Annotated in this window: 16 protein-coding genes; 8 read left to right on the top strand and 8 right to left on the bottom strand. The window is 72.4% G+C overall.

Annotation, left to right across the window (positions count from 1 at the left end; translation table 11 throughout):
- The first annotated feature begins 46 nt into the window (after positions 1–46).
- Positions 47–805, top strand: coding sequence for a TetR/AcrR family transcriptional regulator (locus tag JNO44_RS40505; protein WP_205368941.1), 759 nt, complete (start codon positions 47–49; stop codon positions 803–805).
- Positions 806–863: 58 nt separating this feature from the next.
- Here the strand turns inward: JNO44_RS40505 and JNO44_RS40500 are convergent, their stop codons facing one another.
- Both JNO44_RS40500 and JNO44_RS40495 read right to left on the bottom strand, forming a co-directional pair.
- The gene (locus JNO44_RS40500) at positions 864–1,325 is read right to left on the bottom strand and encodes a hypothetical protein (RefSeq protein ID WP_240167883.1); all 462 of its coding nucleotides are present in this window, start codon (positions 1,323–1,325) and stop codon (positions 864–866) included.
- A 23-nt stretch (positions 1,326–1,348) separates the two neighbouring features.
- A complete protein-coding gene (locus JNO44_RS40495; protein WP_205368940.1) occupies positions 1,349–1,912 on the bottom strand; it encodes a TetR/AcrR family transcriptional regulator in 564 nt (187 codons plus the stop codon).
- Between the two features lie 463 nt (positions 1,913–2,375).
- Here JNO44_RS40495 and JNO44_RS40490 point away from each other — a divergent pair, with 463 nt between their 5' ends.
- On the top strand, positions 2,376–3,155 hold the full coding sequence (locus JNO44_RS40490; RefSeq protein ID WP_205368939.1) for an SDR family oxidoreductase: 780 nt from the start codon (positions 2,376–2,378) through the stop codon (positions 3,153–3,155).
- Positions 3,156–3,353: 198 nt separating this feature from the next.
- Here JNO44_RS40490 and JNO44_RS40485 read toward each other — a convergent pair whose 3' ends face one another.
- From JNO44_RS40485 to JNO44_RS40475, 3 genes are all read right to left on the bottom strand, one after another.
- Positions 3,354–4,157: a DeoR/GlpR family DNA-binding transcription regulator gene (locus JNO44_RS40485; RefSeq protein WP_205368938.1), complete on the bottom strand. Its 804-nt coding sequence runs from the start codon at positions 4,155–4,157 to the stop codon at positions 3,354–3,356.
- A gap of 262 nt (positions 4,158–4,419) precedes the next feature.
- Positions 4,420–5,301: a class II fructose-bisphosphate aldolase gene (locus tag JNO44_RS40480; RefSeq protein WP_205368937.1), complete on the bottom strand. Its 882-nt coding sequence runs from the start codon at positions 5,299–5,301 to the stop codon at positions 4,420–4,422.
- A gap of 130 nt (positions 5,302–5,431) precedes the next feature.
- Positions 5,432–6,337 carry an SIS domain-containing protein gene (locus tag JNO44_RS40475; RefSeq protein WP_205368936.1) on the bottom strand — a complete coding sequence of 302 codons (906 nt, stop codon included), beginning with the start codon at positions 6,335–6,337 and terminating at the stop codon, positions 5,432–5,434.
- A 361-nt stretch (positions 6,338–6,698) separates the two neighbouring features.
- Here JNO44_RS40475 and JNO44_RS40470 point away from each other — a divergent pair, with 361 nt between their 5' ends.
- On the top strand, positions 6,699–8,159 hold the full coding sequence (locus JNO44_RS40470; protein WP_205368935.1) for a sugar porter family MFS transporter: 1,461 nt from the start codon (positions 6,699–6,701) through the stop codon (positions 8,157–8,159).
- A gap of 63 nt (positions 8,160–8,222) precedes the next feature.
- Here JNO44_RS40470 and JNO44_RS40465 read toward each other — a convergent pair whose 3' ends face one another.
- Positions 8,223–8,522 carry a YciI family protein gene (locus JNO44_RS40465; RefSeq protein WP_205368934.1) on the bottom strand — a complete coding sequence of 100 codons (300 nt, stop codon included), beginning with the start codon at positions 8,520–8,522 and terminating at the stop codon, positions 8,223–8,225.
- Positions 8,523–8,612: 90 nt separating this feature from the next.
- Between JNO44_RS40465 and JNO44_RS40460 the strand changes: the two genes are divergently transcribed.
- Positions 8,613–9,335: an endonuclease V gene (locus JNO44_RS40460; protein ID WP_073448609.1), complete on the top strand. Its 723-nt coding sequence runs from the start codon at positions 8,613–8,615 to the stop codon at positions 9,333–9,335.
- Positions 9,336–9,347: 12 nt separating this feature from the next.
- On the opposite strand, the gene JNO44_RS40455 is transcribed toward JNO44_RS40460, so the two are convergent.
- A complete protein-coding gene (locus tag JNO44_RS40455) occupies positions 9,348–10,535 on the bottom strand; it encodes a saccharopine dehydrogenase family protein (protein WP_205368933.1) in 1,188 nt (395 codons plus the stop codon).
- Between the two features lie 235 nt (positions 10,536–10,770).
- Between JNO44_RS40455 and JNO44_RS40450 the strand changes: the two genes are divergently transcribed.
- On the top strand, positions 10,771–12,306 hold the full coding sequence (locus JNO44_RS40450) for a sialate:H+ symport family MFS transporter (protein ID WP_205371376.1): 1,536 nt from the start codon (positions 10,771–10,773) through the stop codon (positions 12,304–12,306).
- Between the two features lie 66 nt (positions 12,307–12,372).
- On the opposite strand, the gene JNO44_RS40445 is transcribed toward JNO44_RS40450, so the two are convergent.
- Positions 12,373–13,107 (bottom strand): MgtC/SapB family protein, encoded by a 735-nt coding sequence (locus JNO44_RS40445; RefSeq protein WP_205368932.1) that lies wholly within the window; start codon positions 13,105–13,107, stop codon positions 12,373–12,375.
- A gap of 83 nt (positions 13,108–13,190) precedes the next feature.
- On the opposite strand from JNO44_RS40445, the gene JNO44_RS40440 reads away from it, so the two are divergent.
- The 3 genes from JNO44_RS40440 to JNO44_RS40430 all read left to right on the top strand — a co-directional run bounded on the left by JNO44_RS40440 (position 13,191) and on the right by JNO44_RS40430 (position 15,013).
- A complete protein-coding gene (locus tag JNO44_RS40440) occupies positions 13,191–13,367 on the top strand; it encodes a hypothetical protein (RefSeq protein WP_205368931.1) in 177 nt (58 codons plus the stop codon).
- A 174-nt stretch (positions 13,368–13,541) separates the two neighbouring features.
- Positions 13,542–14,708: a CaiB/BaiF CoA transferase family protein gene (locus JNO44_RS40435; RefSeq protein WP_067345178.1), complete on the top strand. Its 1,167-nt coding sequence runs from the start codon at positions 13,542–13,544 to the stop codon at positions 14,706–14,708.
- Complete coding sequence (locus JNO44_RS40430; RefSeq protein WP_205368930.1) at positions 14,708–15,013, top strand: hypothetical protein; 306 nt, start codon at positions 14,708–14,710, stop codon at positions 15,011–15,013. The genes JNO44_RS40435 and JNO44_RS40430 overlap by 1 nt, the downstream gene beginning before the upstream one ends.
- The last annotated feature ends 41 nt before the right edge of the window (positions 15,014–15,054 follow it).

The raw sequence follows: 15,054 nt of genomic DNA, 5'->3' as shown, positions 1-15,054 counted from the left end.
GCTTCCCCATGCAAAAACATTAGCAGGTGTTTTACTCGTAAAACTTATGGGTCGGATCACCCCGCCGGCACGCGACAATGTCCACGTGCCAACCGCCAAGAACGCCAAAGACACCAAGGGCCCTGCGATCACCAAGGGTGCGAAGAGCGCACAGGGCGCACGCAGCGCGGGGCGCGCGACGAGCCCCAAGGGCGAGGGGAAGGCGGAGCCGACCCCCGCGCCCGCCTCACCGGACCGCCGGCGCGAACTCCTGGACACCGCGGCGGAGGTGTTCGCCGCGCAGGGCTACAACGCGACCACGGTCCGGCAGATCGCGGACGCGGCCGGGATGCTGGCGGGCAGCCTCTACTACCACTTCGATTCCAAGGAATCGATGGTCGACGAGATCCTCGCGGCGTTCCTGGACGAGCTGTGGGCGGGTTACGACGCGGTGCTGGAGGCGGGCCTGGGGCCGCGGGAGACCATCGAGGCGCTGGTCACCGAGTCCTTCCGGGAGATCGACCGGCACCGTGCCGCGGTCGCGATCTACCAGAAGGAGGCCCGGTACCTCGCCACCCAGCCGCGCTTCGGCTATCTCACCGAATCCCGGCGGAAGTTCGAGCGGGCCTGGCTCGGCACGCTGGAGCGCGGCGTGGCCGAGGGCGTCTTCCGCGCCGACCTCGACCTCCGGCTGGCCTACCGCTTCCTCCGCGACACGGTCTGGGTCGCCGCGAGCTGGTACCGACCGGAGGGCCGGCACAGCCCCGAGGAGATCGCCCGCCAATACCTGGCCATGGTGCTGGACGGCATCGCACTCCCGTCCTGACGCCGGACGGGACGCCCGACGCCTGCCGCACGCCCCGTGGATCCGCGAGCGCCGCCCGTCAGCAGGCCACGTTCTTGACGTACAGGGCCCGCGGCCCGGCGGTCGTGCCGTACTGCACGTCCTTCGTCACGCCCTTGGGGAGCCGGCCCTGCGGATCCGCCTGGTGCGGGACGACGATGGTGTAGCAGGCCGGCCGCTGGGCGCACAGGTTCGTCAACCGGACGTACCGCTGCCCGCCCTGGCTGAAGAACTTGCGCACCTTCACGCACCGCGGCACCTGGTCGGCCGCCGCCTGTGTCGCCGTGGCCAGTGTCAACGAGGCGCCCGCCACCGCACCCGCCACTGCTATCGACATGATCTTCCGCATCTGCTTTCCCCCGTTCACGGCGCGGTGGCGGTCCGTCGACCGGTCCTCGTCCGGCGACCGGTCGATCGCCCCGCCCAGCGCGCCCGCGGTCTTCTTCGCGACGCTCGCCGCGCGGCTGTCGTTGCTTGCGGGCCTTCCTCGGCCCCGCCCCATTCTCCACACCCGCCCCCTGGATTTCAGCCCCTGGCCGCTGCCTGGAGCTCGTCCACCCGTAGATAGGCCAGGGCCCGTCGTGTGAGTTCTGCCACATCGGCGGGCTCGTCCCGCCATGCCCAGTGCTCCATGGCGACCGAGAGCGCATCGATCAACGCGCAGGCCAGCAGCCGGACTTCCATGCTGTGCTCGGTGGCCCCGGTGCGCGCCGCGAGCACCGGGACCAGCTGGTCCTGCATGTCGCGCCCCGCGGCCAGCCATCGCGTCCGGATCGCCGGCACGCTGCCCATGACGCGGATCAGCCGCCGGGCCTTGTCCGGGTCGGCCAGCCGCTGCGCCGACGCCGGGGCGTCGAACGCGGCCCGTACCGCGCTGGTCAGCGGCTCGTCCACGGGCCGGCCGGCGAGCTGCTCGACGAGCACCCCCACGCTGGAGGTCAGCACCGGTGTGAGTGCGTCCTCCTTGGCCGCGCAGTAGCGGTAGAAGGTGCGCAGTGAAATGCCCGCCGCCGACGCGATGTCCTCGACGGTCGTCGCCTCGTACCCGCGCTCGGAGAAGAGGGCGGCCGCGGTCTCAGCGATCTCCATGCGGGTCTCCTGCCGCCGCCGCTCCGTCAACGAGGGTCTGCCCCGCACTGTCGTCATCCGCCCCTCCGTCCTGCCCGCTCCCCGTGGCCACTTGCTCCGGCCCGCTGCCCGGCTCCACATATTGTCACGAACAAGCTCCTTGGCACGTCATGTCAAAAAAGCTATGTTGGCCCCGCTCCCGCTCCACCTGCCGCACTCCGCCCGTCCCGTCCGCACCGCCCCCCGCACGATGGCCCGCCCACCCGCACGAGTCCGACGCCACACCCCCGAGGGAGCGGGCTCGAAGACGCGAGTCCACCGCCGCGAGCCCGAACGCCAGGGTCCGACGGCGAGAGCCCGACGGCCAACGTCCGAGGGTGATGGCCCGAAGGCGATTGCCCGAAGGTGGGAGCCCGAAGGTGAACGTCCGCACACGACGGACCGCTCTTGACGGTCCACGCATGAGGGACCGAAGGAGCCGCCCATGCCCCGCCGCACCTACCTCGTCACCGGCGCCGCCTCCGGCATAGGCCGGGCCACCGCGGCCCGGCTCCGCGGCGGCGGCCACGCCGTGCTCGGCGCCGATCTCCAGGGCACCGAGATCACGGCCGATCTCGCCACCCCCGCCGGCCGCACCGAACTGGCCGAGCGTGCCGACGAGTTGACCGGCGGACGGCTGGACGCCGTGATCGCCTGTGCCGGACTCGCCCACTTCCGCCCCCTCACCCTCCAGGTCAACTATTTCGGCGTGGTCGCCACCCTTGAGGGACTGCGACCTCTGCTCGCCGCGGGCAGCGATCCCCGCGCCGTCCTCGTCTCCTCCGTCGCCGCCGTCCACCCGCCGGACCCGGCCATCGTCGACGCCGCGCTGGCCGGTGACGAGGACGCAGCCGTCGCCGCCGCCCAGGCCGCCATCGACCGGGGCGAGGGCCACACCGTCTACGGCTCCTCCAAGCACGCCATCGCCCGCTGGCTGCGCCGCACCGCCATCACCGACGACTGGGCGGGCGCCGGCATCCCGCTCAACGCCGTCGCTCCCGGCACGGTCGTCACGCCGATGACCGCACCGATGCTCGGTGACGCGGCGATGCGCGAGGTCGTGGACGCCAGCGTGCCGATGCCGCTGCACGGCCACGCCCGCCCCGAGCAGATCGCCCCCCTCCTGGCCTGGCTCGCCTCCCCGGACAACACCCACGTCACCGGCCAGATCCTCTTCGCCGACGGCGGCGCCGACGCCATCCTCCGCGGCGACACGGCCTGGTGAAGCGGCCTGGTGCGGCGGTCTGGTGAAGCGACGTGGTGGCACAGGTCCGACGGCGCGACCTGGTGACCGGGCCTGGTGCCCCGGCCTGATGACGCGACCTGGTGATGGTGACCCGGTCCGGTGACCCGGTCCGGTGACCCGGTCCGGTGACCCGGTCCGGTGACGCGCCGGCGCCCGACGGCTGCCGGCACGCCGCGGTCAGTCGCTCGCGGACGGGCGGGCCGCCACCACCTTCAGCCCGCGCTCCGCGAACTCCCTGCGGGTCTCCTCCGCCACCGCAGCGTCGGTGATGAGGGTGTCGAAGACATCCGCGTCACCGACCCTGGCGAAGCACCGCTCACCGATCTTCGACGAGTCCGCGACGACCACGGCCCGCCGGGCGCGCTCGGCCATGAGCCGGTTGATCCGGGCTTCCGCTTCGTCGTGCACGGTGGCCCCCATCACCGGATCCACGCCGTTGGCCCCGATGAACGCAATGTCGATGGAGATCTGCTGGAGCACCAACTCGCTGAACGGCCCCACCAGTTCATAGGAACGGGAGTGCGCCACGCCGCCCGTGAGCACGATCTTGATCTGCGGCCGGACGGCCAGCTCATTGGCGATGTTCAGCGAGTTGGTGACGATGGTGAGGTCCGGTTGCGGACCCGTCTCGGCGAAGTCCGTCCGGGTGGCGAGCACCCGCGCGATCGCCGTGGTCGTCGTCCCGCCGCTCAGCCCGACCACGTCCCCGCGCTCCACCAGCCGCGCGGCCGCCTTCGCCACCGCCTCCTTCTCCGTCGAACGGTGTCCCTGCTTGTACCGGATGGGAAGGTCGTAGGCCACCGAGCTCAGCACCGCCCCACCCCGGGTGCGGACCAGCAACTGCTGCTCGGCGAGGGCATCCATGTCGCGCCGCATCGTGGCGGCCGAGACCTCCAGCTCGGCCGCCGCCTCCTCGACATCCACCCGGCCCCGATCCCCGAGCAGCTCGAGCAGTGCGTTCATTCGTTCATGGCGCTTCATGGCGCGAGCCTAATTCGTTTTCCCGCAGGCAGTGCTCCCCGGCCCGGGCCCACTCGCCCACCTCCAGCCGTGCTCGCTCACCTCCCTCCGCTCAGGTCCACCCGCACATTTCCGCCCACCCGCTCACCTCCACTTCCTGGTCTCTGCGCGCTCCCCTCATGCGCCGTGCGGGCCCGGAGCCGGGACCGGCCCGCTGGCCAGTCGGGGCGTCCGGCCAAGGCCGCCGAGCGGTGGGGCGCCCGGCCGGCCGAGGGCCGGGGGCTCAGCTCCGCACCGTCGCCTCCGCGGTCCGTAGGGCGGGGACGGTCACCGGGGTGTTCAGGACCTCCAGCAGTCGGGCGGCTTCCTGGGCCACCGCTTCCCGGGCCGGCTTGAGGTACTTCCGGGAGTCGACCAGCCCCGGGTCTGCATCCAGCGTCCGCCGTATCGAGCCGGTGAAGACGGAAACCAGATGGGTGGAGATGTTGATCTTCGTCATGCCCGCGGCGATGGCCCGACGGAGCTCGTCGTCCGGCACCCCGGAGGAGCCGTGCAGGACCAGCGGCACCGGCAGCGTCGTGCGCAGCGCCGCGATCAGCTCCTTGTCCAACTCGGCGGTGCGCTCGCGCATCGCGTGGGAGGAACCGACGGCGACGGCGAGGGCGTCCACTCTCGTGGCCCGGACGAAGGCCAGGGCTTCCGCGGGATCCGTACGGGCTCCCGGCGCATGGACGCCGTCCTTCCCGCCGACCTCGCCGAGTTCCGCCTCGACGTAGGCGCCGCGCTCATGGCACCAGGCGGTGAGCGCGGCCGTGGTGGCGACGTTCTGCTCGTAGGGGAGGGCGGAGGCGTCCACCATGACCGAGCCCACCCCGGCGCCGATGCCCTGGTGGACCAGCTCCGCGTCGGTGATGTGGTCGAGGTGGACCGCGATCCGGGCCGTGGATCCCTCGGCGAGGGCGAGCGTGGCCCTGGTGAGGGGGAGCAGGCTGCCGTGATAGCGGATGCAGTTCTCGCTGATCTGCAGGATCAGTGGGATGCCGGTGCGCTCGGCGGCGGCGACCAGCGCCTCGGCGGTTTCCAGATGGATGACGTTGAAGGCCGCGGCGCCGACCCGCGCTTCGCGCGCGGCATCGACGATCGACGCGGTGGGGACGAGGGGCATGTGTCCTGACTCCCTTGCGGAAGGGGTGAGTTGACGGCGACCGGTGAAGAGCGATGGGTGAACGGTGATCGGTGCATGGTGAACGGCGGGATGGGGGAGGGGCGCGGGCCCGCGGCGCCGGGGTCCGTGGCTAGGACGTGGCGGGTTCCTGGAGCATCACCGAGCGGGTCAGGCTGCGGGGGTTGTCCGGGTCCAGGCCCCGGGCGCGGGCCCGCTCCAGGGCGACGCGCTGCACCAGCACCAGGTCGGCCAGCGGATCCCGGGCATGGCAGACGAAGCGCGCTCCGGTCCGGGTCACCTCCGCCTCCAGTCCCTCCGGTGCCCGGCCGAAGAGCCAGGTCACCCGGCCGGGAGCGGCTATCGAGATCGGGCCGTGGCGGTACTCCATCGCGGGGTAGGACTCCGTCCAACTCTGCGACGCCTCCCGCATCTTGAGCGCCGCCTCATTGGCCAGGCCGTACGTCCAGCCGCTGCCGAGGAACGCGAACTGTTCGGCGTCCACCCACTCCTGCTCGATCGGCGTCGCCAGTGCCTCCTCGGCGTCGCCGACCGCCCGGGCGACGTCCTCTCCCAGGTGCGCGCGCAGCAGCGTCAGTGCCGTGGTCGCGAAGCGGGTCTGCACCACCGACCGCTCGTCGGCGAACGGCAGCGCGACCGTCTCGTCGGACAGCTCGACCGCCGGGGTCTCGGTATCGCCGAGCACCGTCACCGTGGGGATCCGCCCCTTGACCGCCTCCAGCACCCGCAGCACCTCGGTCGTCGTCCCCGAGCGGGTGATCGCCAGCACCGTGTCATATCCGCGGCCGTCGCCGAGGAATGTCTCCGAGGCCGGGAAGGGGTCCGTCACGCCCAGCCCCGCGCCCTCGCGCAGGGCCGCGTAGGACTGCGCCATGAACCACGACGTGCCGCAGCCGACGACGGCCACGCGTTGACCGGCCTTGGGCAGCGGCCCGTCGGCGGCGCCGATCCGCGCGGCCTCCCGCCAGGTCTCCGGCTGGCTGCGCAGCTCCTGCTCCATGTACGACGTCCCGCTCATGGACACCCTCCCGTGGTGCGTGATCGATGGTTGCTGATCGATTGCAGCCAGGCTGCAACTTTCTGCTTCGCTAGAGGCGACTTTACGCATCTTCGCGCACGCGTTCCATCCCTCGTGCGGGTGATCGCGGTAGACGGGGTGCGTGGCGGTACCGCGCCAGGTGGGGGAGTGGCATGGCGTGAAGTGGACGTGGAGTGAAGCGAAAAACGGGTAAGTGGCTGTTGACATCTGTGTGAAAGGTGCCTGATATTCGCAAGATCAGTCATCCCGGCACGGGTCCGGTCATGGCTGAGGGCGCGGCGCCCAGGTGCCCGCCATGCCGTTACGCAGCAATGACGCTCCGTCGCACAAAGGACTCCCCATGTCCACTGCCCCGCTCTCCGCACCGCGCCCGTCGCCGCCGATGCCACGCCGCGCCGGCCGGCTGTTCGCCCTCACCGGCGCCGTCGTCGGCGTCATCTACGGCTACGACACCGGCAGCATCTCCGGCGCCCTGGTCTTCCTCAGCAAGGACTTCGACCTCACCGAGACCGAGAAGGGGCTGGTCAACAGCATCCTGGTATTCGGATCGATCCTGGGCGCGCTGATCGGCGGCAAACTCGCCGACGCGCTGGGTCGCAGGGCCGCGATGCTGATCGTCGCCTGCTCGTACGCGGTCTTCGTCGCGCTGTCCGCGGTCGCCCCCAACGTCGAAGTGCTCGACGCGGTCCGCTTCCTGCTGGGTGTCGCCATCGGCATCTCGATCGTGGCGGCGCCGCTCTATGTCGCCGAATCGACCCCGGCCCGTATCCGCGGTGCCTCCGTCGCCGCCTACCAGGTGGCCACCGTCGTGGGCATCGTCCTCACGTACTTCGTCAACTGGGGCCTGTCCGGCGGCGGTCACTGGCGCTGGATGCTCGGCCTCTCCGCGATCCCCGCGGCCCTCGTCGTGATCCCGCTGCTCCGCCTGCCGGACACCCCCCGCTGGTACGTCCTCAAGGGGCGCACCGAACGGGCCGTCGAGGTCATGGCGGCGACCGACCCGGACGCCGACCCGCACGCCGAGGTCGCCGCGGTGCGCGCCGCACTGACCGAGGAGAGCGGCGGCTCGGTGCGCTCGCTGCTGCGCAAGCCGTATGCCCGCGCCGCGGTCTTCGTGGTCGGCCTCGGATTCTTCTGCCAGATCACCGGCATCAACGCCGTGACGTACTACAGCCCGCAGATCTTCGAAGAGATGGGGTTCACCGGCAACGGCCAGAATTTCCTGCTGCCGTCCTTCGTCGAACTCGCCTCCCTGGTCGCCGCCGTGCTGGCCATCCTCATCATCGATCGCCTCGGCCGCCGGGTGGTGCTGCTCACCGGGATCGGCACGATGGCGGTGATGCTCGCGGTGCTGACCGTCGTCTTCAGTGCGGGAAAACTGCACGGCGCCACCACCTGGGTGGGCTTCGCCGCGATCCTCCTGTTCACCGCCGCCTTCAACTTCGGCTTCGGATCGCTGATCTGGGTCTATGCGAGCGAGGCGTTCCCGGCCCAGCTGCGCTCCACGGGGGCATCGGTGATGCTCACCGCCGACCTGGTCGCCAACCTCGTGATCGCCCAGTTCTTCCCGTCGCTGATGGCCAAGGCCGGTGCCGCCGCGACCTTCGCGGGCCTGGGCGTGCTCGCGCTCTGCGCCCTGGCGTTCGCCGCCGTCACCGCTCCCGAGACCAAGGGGCGTCAACTGGAGGAGATCCAGGATTACTGGCGCAACGGCGGTCGCTGGCCCACCGCACCCGAGCCCGGCCCGGTCGGCGCCGGGCCGCTCGGCGGTTCGGCCGCGTCCCCGGCCTCGCCCTCCTGATACACCAACACGAAGCCCGGCCCACCGGGTACGTCCAGCGGGCCGGGCCACGGTGCGAGGGGTTCAGGAGGGGAGCTGCTCCCGGTATTCCGCCAGGGCCGGCGCGGTCTTCGTCGCCACGAACTCGGTGATCCGGTACTCGCAGACCCCCTCGCGGACGAACGGGTCCTCGGCCGCGAGCTTCTCGGCGGTCGCCCGGTCGATCCCGGCGGCGATGATCACGCCCCCGTCGCGCGGGTCCTTCCGGCCGGACGCGATGAAGTGCCCGGCGGCATACCCCTGCTCCAGCCACGCCACGTGGTCCGAGAGAGCGGCGTCGATCCGGTCGAGCGGCGCGGTGTAGGTCAGCTCCAAGATGAACATGGCTGCAATATAGAGGAGGGGGTGGCGGTCGGCCGGGGCCGGTACGCGGCCGTCGCACCCGGTCGGCGGTTCGGTAGCGTTGCGGGCACCATGGACACTTCCGGAATCATCTCCCGCGCCGACGAACTACGGCACTGGCCCGCGGACGAGGCCGGGGCCCGCGCGGTCCAGGACCGGCTGCGCGCCCACGTACGACTCGACGAGGCCGGCCCGGAACCGGGCTTCGAGGGCACCGTGGTCGGCGTGGACGTCGCCTACGACGACGAGCGGGACGTGGTCGTCGCGGCCGCCGTCGCCCTGGACGCCCGCACCCTCGCGGTCGTCGACGAGGCCACCGCCGTCGGCCCGGTCCCCTTCCCCTACATCCCCGGGCTGCTCGCCTTCCGGGAGATTCCCACGGTCCTGGACGCGCTGGACCGGCTGGCCCGTATTCCCGACCTGGTGGTCTGCGACGGCTACGGGCTCGCCCATCCGCGGCGCTTCGGCCTCGCCAGTCACCTCGGGGTGCTGACCGGACTGCCCACCATCGGGGTCGCCAAGACTCCCTTCACCTTCTCCTACCAGGCGCCGGGGCCGGAGCGCGGCGCCACCTCGCCGCTGTGGGACGACCGGGCGGCGGGCGGCGAGCCCGAAGAGGTGGGACGTGCCCTGCGCACCCAACGGGGCGTCAAACCCGTCTTCGTGTCGGTGGGCCACCGGGTCGACCTCGACCGGGCCTGCGCGCACACGCTCCAACTGGCGGCCAGATACCGCCTTCCGGAGACGACCCGGGCCGCCGACTCACTGTGCCGCAAGGCCCTGGCGAACGTCTGACCGCCGCCTCGGCTACCGGCTGACCACCCGGAACGTGATCCCGGCATCCCGAAGGCGCCGGATCAGCGCGTCCCCCATGGCCACGGCCGTCGTCACCTGGCCCGCGGTCTCGGGGAGGTCGTCGAAGGCCAGGCTGAGCGCCGCCTCGGCGAGCATCTTGGCGGTCTCGTCGTAGCCGGGGTCGTCGCCCGCGACCTCGGTGACCAGGTGCACATCGCCGCCCGAGGCCACGAACCGCACCTTGAACCAACTCCGCGCCCGCCGCTCCTGGCTCGGCCCGTCGCCCGGTTGGAGCCGGCCCGACAACCAACGTCGGACGGGCGGTACCTGGGCGAGCACGGCCAGCGCCCCCGCGCCCACCACGCCGGCCACCACCGTCGGCAGCCGGCGCACCCCCGCGTAGTGCCGGTACCGGAAGTCGGGGCCGTAGTGGTCGAGGGCGGCGGCGGAGCGGGCGACGATCTGCGGGTCCAGGGTGGGCAGGGGGACGCCCCAGGTACGGGTCTCGCGGCTGTGGACGGGCGGGCCGAACGGCGCGCGCACGGAACGGCCGGCGGGCCGCGGTTCGGCTCGAAGGCGGGCCCGGGCGGCCCGGGCCATGGCGGCCGGGCGGGAGGCCGCGGTCAGTGCCGAGGCCAGGGTCCCGCCGGAGAATTGGCCGTTGGTCCGCACGAAGCCGTCGATGCGCACGGGGACGTCCTTGGGGAGCAGCCCCACCGTGTAGTGCACGCCCAGGTCGTACGGGACGGAGTCGAAGCCGCAGGCGTGGACGAGACGGGCCCCGGAGGCGCGGGCGGTGGCGTCGTGCCGCAGGTACATCCGGTCGACGAACTCCGCCTCGCCGGTGAGGTCCAGGTAGTCGGTGCCGGCCGCCGCGCAGGCCGCGACCAGCGGCTCCCCGTGCACCAGATAGGGCCCGACGGTGGTGGCCAGGACCCGGGTGCCGGCGGCGAGGGCGCGCAGCGAATCCGGGTCGGCGCTGTCGGCCCGGAGCAGCGGGAGGTCCGCGCAGGCCGGGTTGACGGCCGTCAGCCGGTCGCGCAGCCGCTCCAGTTTGGCGGTGCTGCGTCCGGCGAGCGCCCAGCGGCAGCCCTCGGGGGCGTGCCGGGCCAGGTACTCCGCGGTGAGCGCGCCGACGAATCCGGTCGCTCCGTACAGGACGAGGTCGTGGTCCCGCCCTGGGGTGTCCTGCCGTGGCATCTGCGTCCTCTCTGGTCCGGGGTCCGGACCTTAGGGAGTTGTCGACCGTACGTCAACGAACGGGTGGGGTGGTGGGGTTGCCGGCCCCGAGGAGCGGCCTGGTGCGTCCCGTCTTGACGCGGAGGGGGAGCAGGTCCAGATTCGTGCGGGAGAGGGGACGTCCGATGTCCGGTTTGACCGGGTAAGCGTGACGGGTGGACCGGGTCGCTGCTGGAGGAAGGCGGTTCCCGCGATGATGCACCCCGCGCAGATCCCCGACCGGTCGCCGCGCCGCCCCTGGTACCGCGAGGTCGCCCCGCACCAGTGGAAAGCGCTGTCCGCCGCCTGGCTCGGCTATCTCCTGGACGGCTTCGACTTCGTGCTGATCACGCTCGTGCTGACCGAGATCGCCGACGGCTTCCGCCTGGACACCGCGACCGCCGCCTCCCTCGTCTCCGCCGCCTTCATCACCCGCTGGCTGGGCGGCGCGCTCCTGGGGTCGCTCGGCGACCGCCACGGCCGGCGAACGGCCATGATCGCCAGCATCGTCCTCTACTCGCTCGCCACCTTCGCCTGCGGGTTCGCCTGGGACTACACCAGCCTGTTCGTCGCCCGCCTGGTGATCGGGGTGGGCATGGCGGGGGAGTACAGCACCAGCGTGACCTACGTCCTGGAGAGCTGGCCGACCCGACTGCGCAACCGGGCCTCCGGATTCCTGATCTCCGGCTATGCGGGCGGTACGGTCCTCGCGGCCCAGCTCTATGCCTGGGTGGTGCCCCGGTGGGGCTGGCGCTGGATGTTCTGGATCGGGGTGCTGCCCGTCCTCGTCGCCCTGTGGATGCGCCGCTCGCTGCCGGAGGCGGGGGACTGGCACACCGAGATCGGCGCCGCCGGGGCAGGACCCGGGGCGCGGCGCCCGGAATGCCCAAGTCCGTTCCGGCCGTTGTTCACCGGCGGTCTGCGGCGCCGGGCCAACGTCGTGCTGGCGGCGCTCGCCTCGGCCGCGCTGTTCTGCGCCTTCACCCCGCTCGGCGCGGGGTTCGTACCCTGGTCGGCCACGGTCGCCGCGCTGTGCCTGGTGGCCTTCGCCGCACAACTGGGCGGGCGTCGCGGCTGGTTGCTGTACGTCTCCCTGATGGTGACGGTGTTCTGCGCCTTCCTCTACAGCTGGCCGGTACAGGCGCTGCTGCCCACCTACCTCAAGTCCGATCTGGGATACACGCCCGCGCAGGTCGGCCACGTGATGTTCTTCGCGGGGTTCGGCACCATGGCCGGCTGCTGGCTGGCCGGGTTCACCGGCGACCTGCTCGGGACCCGGCGCGCCTACGCCTACACCCTGCTGGCCTCGCTGGCGTTCGTCTTCCCGGTGTTCGCGGTGCGCGGGAGTCTGGTGGGGCTGGGGGTGCTGATCTTCATGCTGCTGGCGTTGGGGCAGGGCATCTCCGGGATCCTGCCCAAGTACATCGCGGGGCACTTTCCGACCGGGGCCCGTGCCGCGTCGCTGGGCTTCGTCTACAACGTGGGGGCGCTGGGTGGCGCGGTGGCGCCGGTCCTCGGGGCGCAGCTCGCCCGGGGGATGTCCCTGGGGCGGGCGCTGGCGGTCCTCACCTTCGGGCTGACGCTCCTGGTCGTCGTCCTGGTGGGCGGCGATGTCCCGCGGCGGCTGGCGCGGCTGGTGGACCGTCAGATGCCCGGCGACCTGCTCACGTCGGGTCCGGAGCGCGGCGTGGGCGCGGGCGGGGCCGGCGGGCCGGATGCCGCCCGTGGAGCGGCGTCGCCCGGTGCGGTGTAACGAGGGGCGGGGAACGCGGCGTCCGACGGCGGTGGCAGCTGCCGCCGTACGCGGACACGGCCGGGTTCACTCCGTACTGTCGGTGCGCCGCCCCAGCGCCACGCCACGGACGCCCTCCAGTTCCGTCAGCGCCTCCACTAGAGGATGCGCGGAACCGTTGCCCTCCAGACGGAGCAGCACCTCGGCCGCCGGGTGGCCGTCCTCCTGGCCGGTCTCCACCTGGACGTCGGTGACCCGGAACCCGCTCCCGGTGCACAGCTCCAATATTCGTCCCAGCAGTCCGTGTTGCGCCTGGTAGGCGAGGCGGAGTTCGACCCGGTCGAAGACGGGTCCCGAGGCGATCCGTTCCGAGACCTTCGCGAAGCCGCGCACGATCAGGAAGTGCACCGCCGTGGCGCCGATCGCGAGCAGCGGCAGCCCACCGCCGCAGGCCATCCCGATGGCGCAGGTCAGCCAGATGGTCGCGGCCGTCGTCAGCCCCCGGACCGCGTCCCGTCGCACGAAGATCAGCCCACCGCCGATGAAGCCGATGCCGGAGACGACCTGCGCGGCGACCCGGGAGGGATCCAGCGCCACGCCGTCCGTGCCCAGCAGCGAGCCGAAGCCGTGGATCGACACTTCCATGAACAGGGCGCTGCCGACCCCGACGAGGGTGTGGGTGCGCAGCCCGGCGCTCTTCTGCCGGGCCTCCCGCTCCAACCCGATCAGCGAGGACAGCAGCAGGGCGATGGCCAGCTCGGCGAACTGCCGCAGCCCTTGGCCGGCGCGGACGTCGAATAATGCGGCGGCGAGGTGTGACATGACGGCATTGTCCCTCCGCCGGACCGGTGTCCGACGCTCCGCGGGCCGTTGTCGGTGGTCGCGGTTAGCGTTGAGGGCGATGGGTGGCGCGGGCGGTGCGCGGCCCGCCGGAGGCGCCGCGGGCGGTGCCGGACGGGGGAGTGGACGTGGAGGACGGCATGGCGAAGGCGGCAGGGCCGATGACGGCACCGGTGCGCGCGGTCGCGCCCCGCCGCTGCATAGCGCCCGAGCGGCTCATCGACCGGCTCGGCGGGAATTAGGCGCAGCAGCAGGCGCGCGAAGGTCCGTGACGGCGAGGGCAGTTGAGCATCGCCGACGCGGGCCTTTTGTCTTGACGGCCACTTGGCACAGGGGGGCTTGTGGAAAGTGGAACACGTTCTTAACATCACGAGTGTTACATCAGAAGTGTCACAGTGCGGAAGGCATGGGGCGCGATGACGCAGTCAGGGAACGGCCCGCTGAGCGGGGTGCGGGTGGTGGAGCTCGCGGGCATCGGCCCCGGCCCGTTCGCCGCCATGCTGCTCGCCGACCTCGGTGCCGACGTCGTCCGGGTCGACCGCCCCGGAGGCGCCGGACTGGGCATCGATCCGGCATCCGACATCACCAACCGCAACAAGCGTTCGGTGCTGGTGGATCTGAAGCAGCCCACCGGGGTGGCGCAGGTCCTCGACCTGGCCGAGCGTGCCGACGTCCTGATCGAGGGATACCGCCCCGGCGTGGCCGAACGACTGGGCGTCGGGCCCGAGCCCTGCCTGGCGCGCAACCCCCGCCTGGTCTACGGCCGGATGACCGGCTGGGGGCAGGAAGGCCCGCTGTCCGGCACCGCCGGGCACGACATCGGCTACATCGCCATCACCGGCGCCCTCGGCATGATCGGCCCGCCCGACGGCCCGCCCGCCATCCCCGCCAATCTGCTCGGCGACTACGCCGGCGGCTCCCTGTACCTCGTCATCGGGGTCCTCGCGGCCCTCCAGCACGCCCGCACCGAGGGCGGAGCGGGCCAGGTCGTGGACGCCGCGATCGTCGACGGCACGGCCCATCTGACGGCGATGATCCACGGCATGCTGGCGGCCGGCGGCTGGCAGGACCGGCGGGGCGCCAACCTCCTCGACGGCGGCACACCGTTCTACGGCGCCTACGAGACCGCCGACGGCGGGTACATGGCCGTCGGCGCGCTGGAACAGCGGTTCTACGCCGAGTTCATCCGGCTGCTCGGCATCGCGGACGAGGTCCCCGGCCGGGACGACCTCGCCGCCTGGGAGCAGCTCCGCACCGCCATCGCCGCCCGGTTCCGGACCCGTACCCGGGACGAGTGGACCGCCGTCTTCCAGGACTCCGACGCCTGCGTGGCACCCGTGCTCTCCCTGCGCGAGGCCCCGGCGCACCCGCACCTCGCCGCCCGCGGCACCTTCACCGAGCACGCCGGCCTCACCCAACCCGCCCCCGCGCCCCGCTTCTCGGCCACCCCCGGGACGGTCCGCAGACCTCCCGCCCGGCCCGGAGCGGACACCGAAGAGGTCGCCCGCGACTGGCGCGTGCCCGGCCTCGCCGCACCGGCCGACGGCCCGCGCCGCACCGAGCGGAAGGAGGCGGCCCACTGATGGAGCTCTCCGCCACCCTCCGGTACGTGACCGATCCGCGTCGCGCCGCCGAAGGGGCCGCCGCCCTCGGACGCGCCGGACGCACCCCCGTGCTCGGCCGCCGCAGACCGTCGCCGGCGGCATGGGCACGACGGGGAAGCACGTCCACCACGACCTCGCCGCCTACGGCTGCATGGGCGTCCTCTCGGACGAAGGCCGGGGGGACGCTCGCCGTGTGCCGGGAGGCCGGCGTGACGACGTTCAACGTCCGGCCCATAGGCCCCGATCCCGCCGCGCTCGGCGAGACCGTCACGAGCCGGCTCTGAGGGGACCGGGCACGAGGAAGCGCCCACCGGGGGACCCCGGA

It is taken from the genome of Streptomyces noursei (assembly GCF_016917755.1).
Lineage (GTDB): Bacteria > Actinomycetota > Actinomycetes > Streptomycetales > Streptomycetaceae > Streptomyces > Streptomyces yunnanensis.
Note: the sequence above shows the minus strand (reverse complement) of the source record. Positions and strands in the feature narration are given on the sequence as shown.

Coding starts and splice junctions, on each gene's coding strand:
- JNO44_RS40505 (WP_205368941.1), top strand. CDS start 47: ATGGGTCGGATCACCCCGCCGGCACGCGACAATGTCCACGTGCCAACC.
- JNO44_RS40500 (WP_240167883.1), bottom strand. CDS start 1,325: ATGGGGCGGGGCCGAGGAAGGCCCGCAAGCAACGACAGCCGCGCGGCG.
- JNO44_RS40495 (WP_205368940.1), bottom strand. CDS start 1,912: ATGGAGATCGCTGAGACCGCGGCCGCCCTCTTCTCCGAGCGCGGGTAC.
- JNO44_RS40490 (WP_205368939.1), top strand. CDS start 2,376: ATGCCCCGCCGCACCTACCTCGTCACCGGCGCCGCCTCCGGCATAGGC.
- JNO44_RS40485 (WP_205368938.1), bottom strand. CDS start 4,157: ATGAAGCGCCATGAACGAATGAACGCACTGCTCGAGCTGCTCGGGGAT.
- JNO44_RS40480 (WP_205368937.1), bottom strand. CDS start 5,301: ATGCCCCTCGTCCCCACCGCGTCGATCGTCGATGCCGCGCGCGAAGCG.
- JNO44_RS40475 (WP_205368936.1), bottom strand. CDS start 6,337: ATGAGCGGGACGTCGTACATGGAGCAGGAGCTGCGCAGCCAGCCGGAG.
- JNO44_RS40470 (WP_205368935.1), top strand. CDS start 6,699: ATGTCCACTGCCCCGCTCTCCGCACCGCGCCCGTCGCCGCCGATGCCA.
- JNO44_RS40465 (WP_205368934.1), bottom strand. CDS start 8,522: ATGTTCATCTTGGAGCTGACCTACACCGCGCCGCTCGACCGGATCGAC.
- JNO44_RS40460 (WP_073448609.1), top strand. CDS start 8,613: ATGGACACTTCCGGAATCATCTCCCGCGCCGACGAACTACGGCACTGG.
- JNO44_RS40455 (WP_205368933.1), bottom strand. CDS start 10,535: ATGCCACGGCAGGACACCCCAGGGCGGGACCACGACCTCGTCCTGTAC.
- JNO44_RS40450 (WP_205371376.1), top strand. CDS start 10,771: ATGCACCCCGCGCAGATCCCCGACCGGTCGCCGCGCCGCCCCTGGTAC.
- JNO44_RS40445 (WP_205368932.1), bottom strand. CDS start 13,107: ATGTCACACCTCGCCGCCGCATTATTCGACGTCCGCGCCGGCCAAGGG.
- JNO44_RS40435 (WP_067345178.1), top strand. CDS start 13,542: ATGACGCAGTCAGGGAACGGCCCGCTGAGCGGGGTGCGGGTGGTGGAG.
- JNO44_RS40430 (WP_205368930.1), top strand. CDS start 14,708: ATGGAGCTCTCCGCCACCCTCCGGTACGTGACCGATCCGCGTCGCGCC.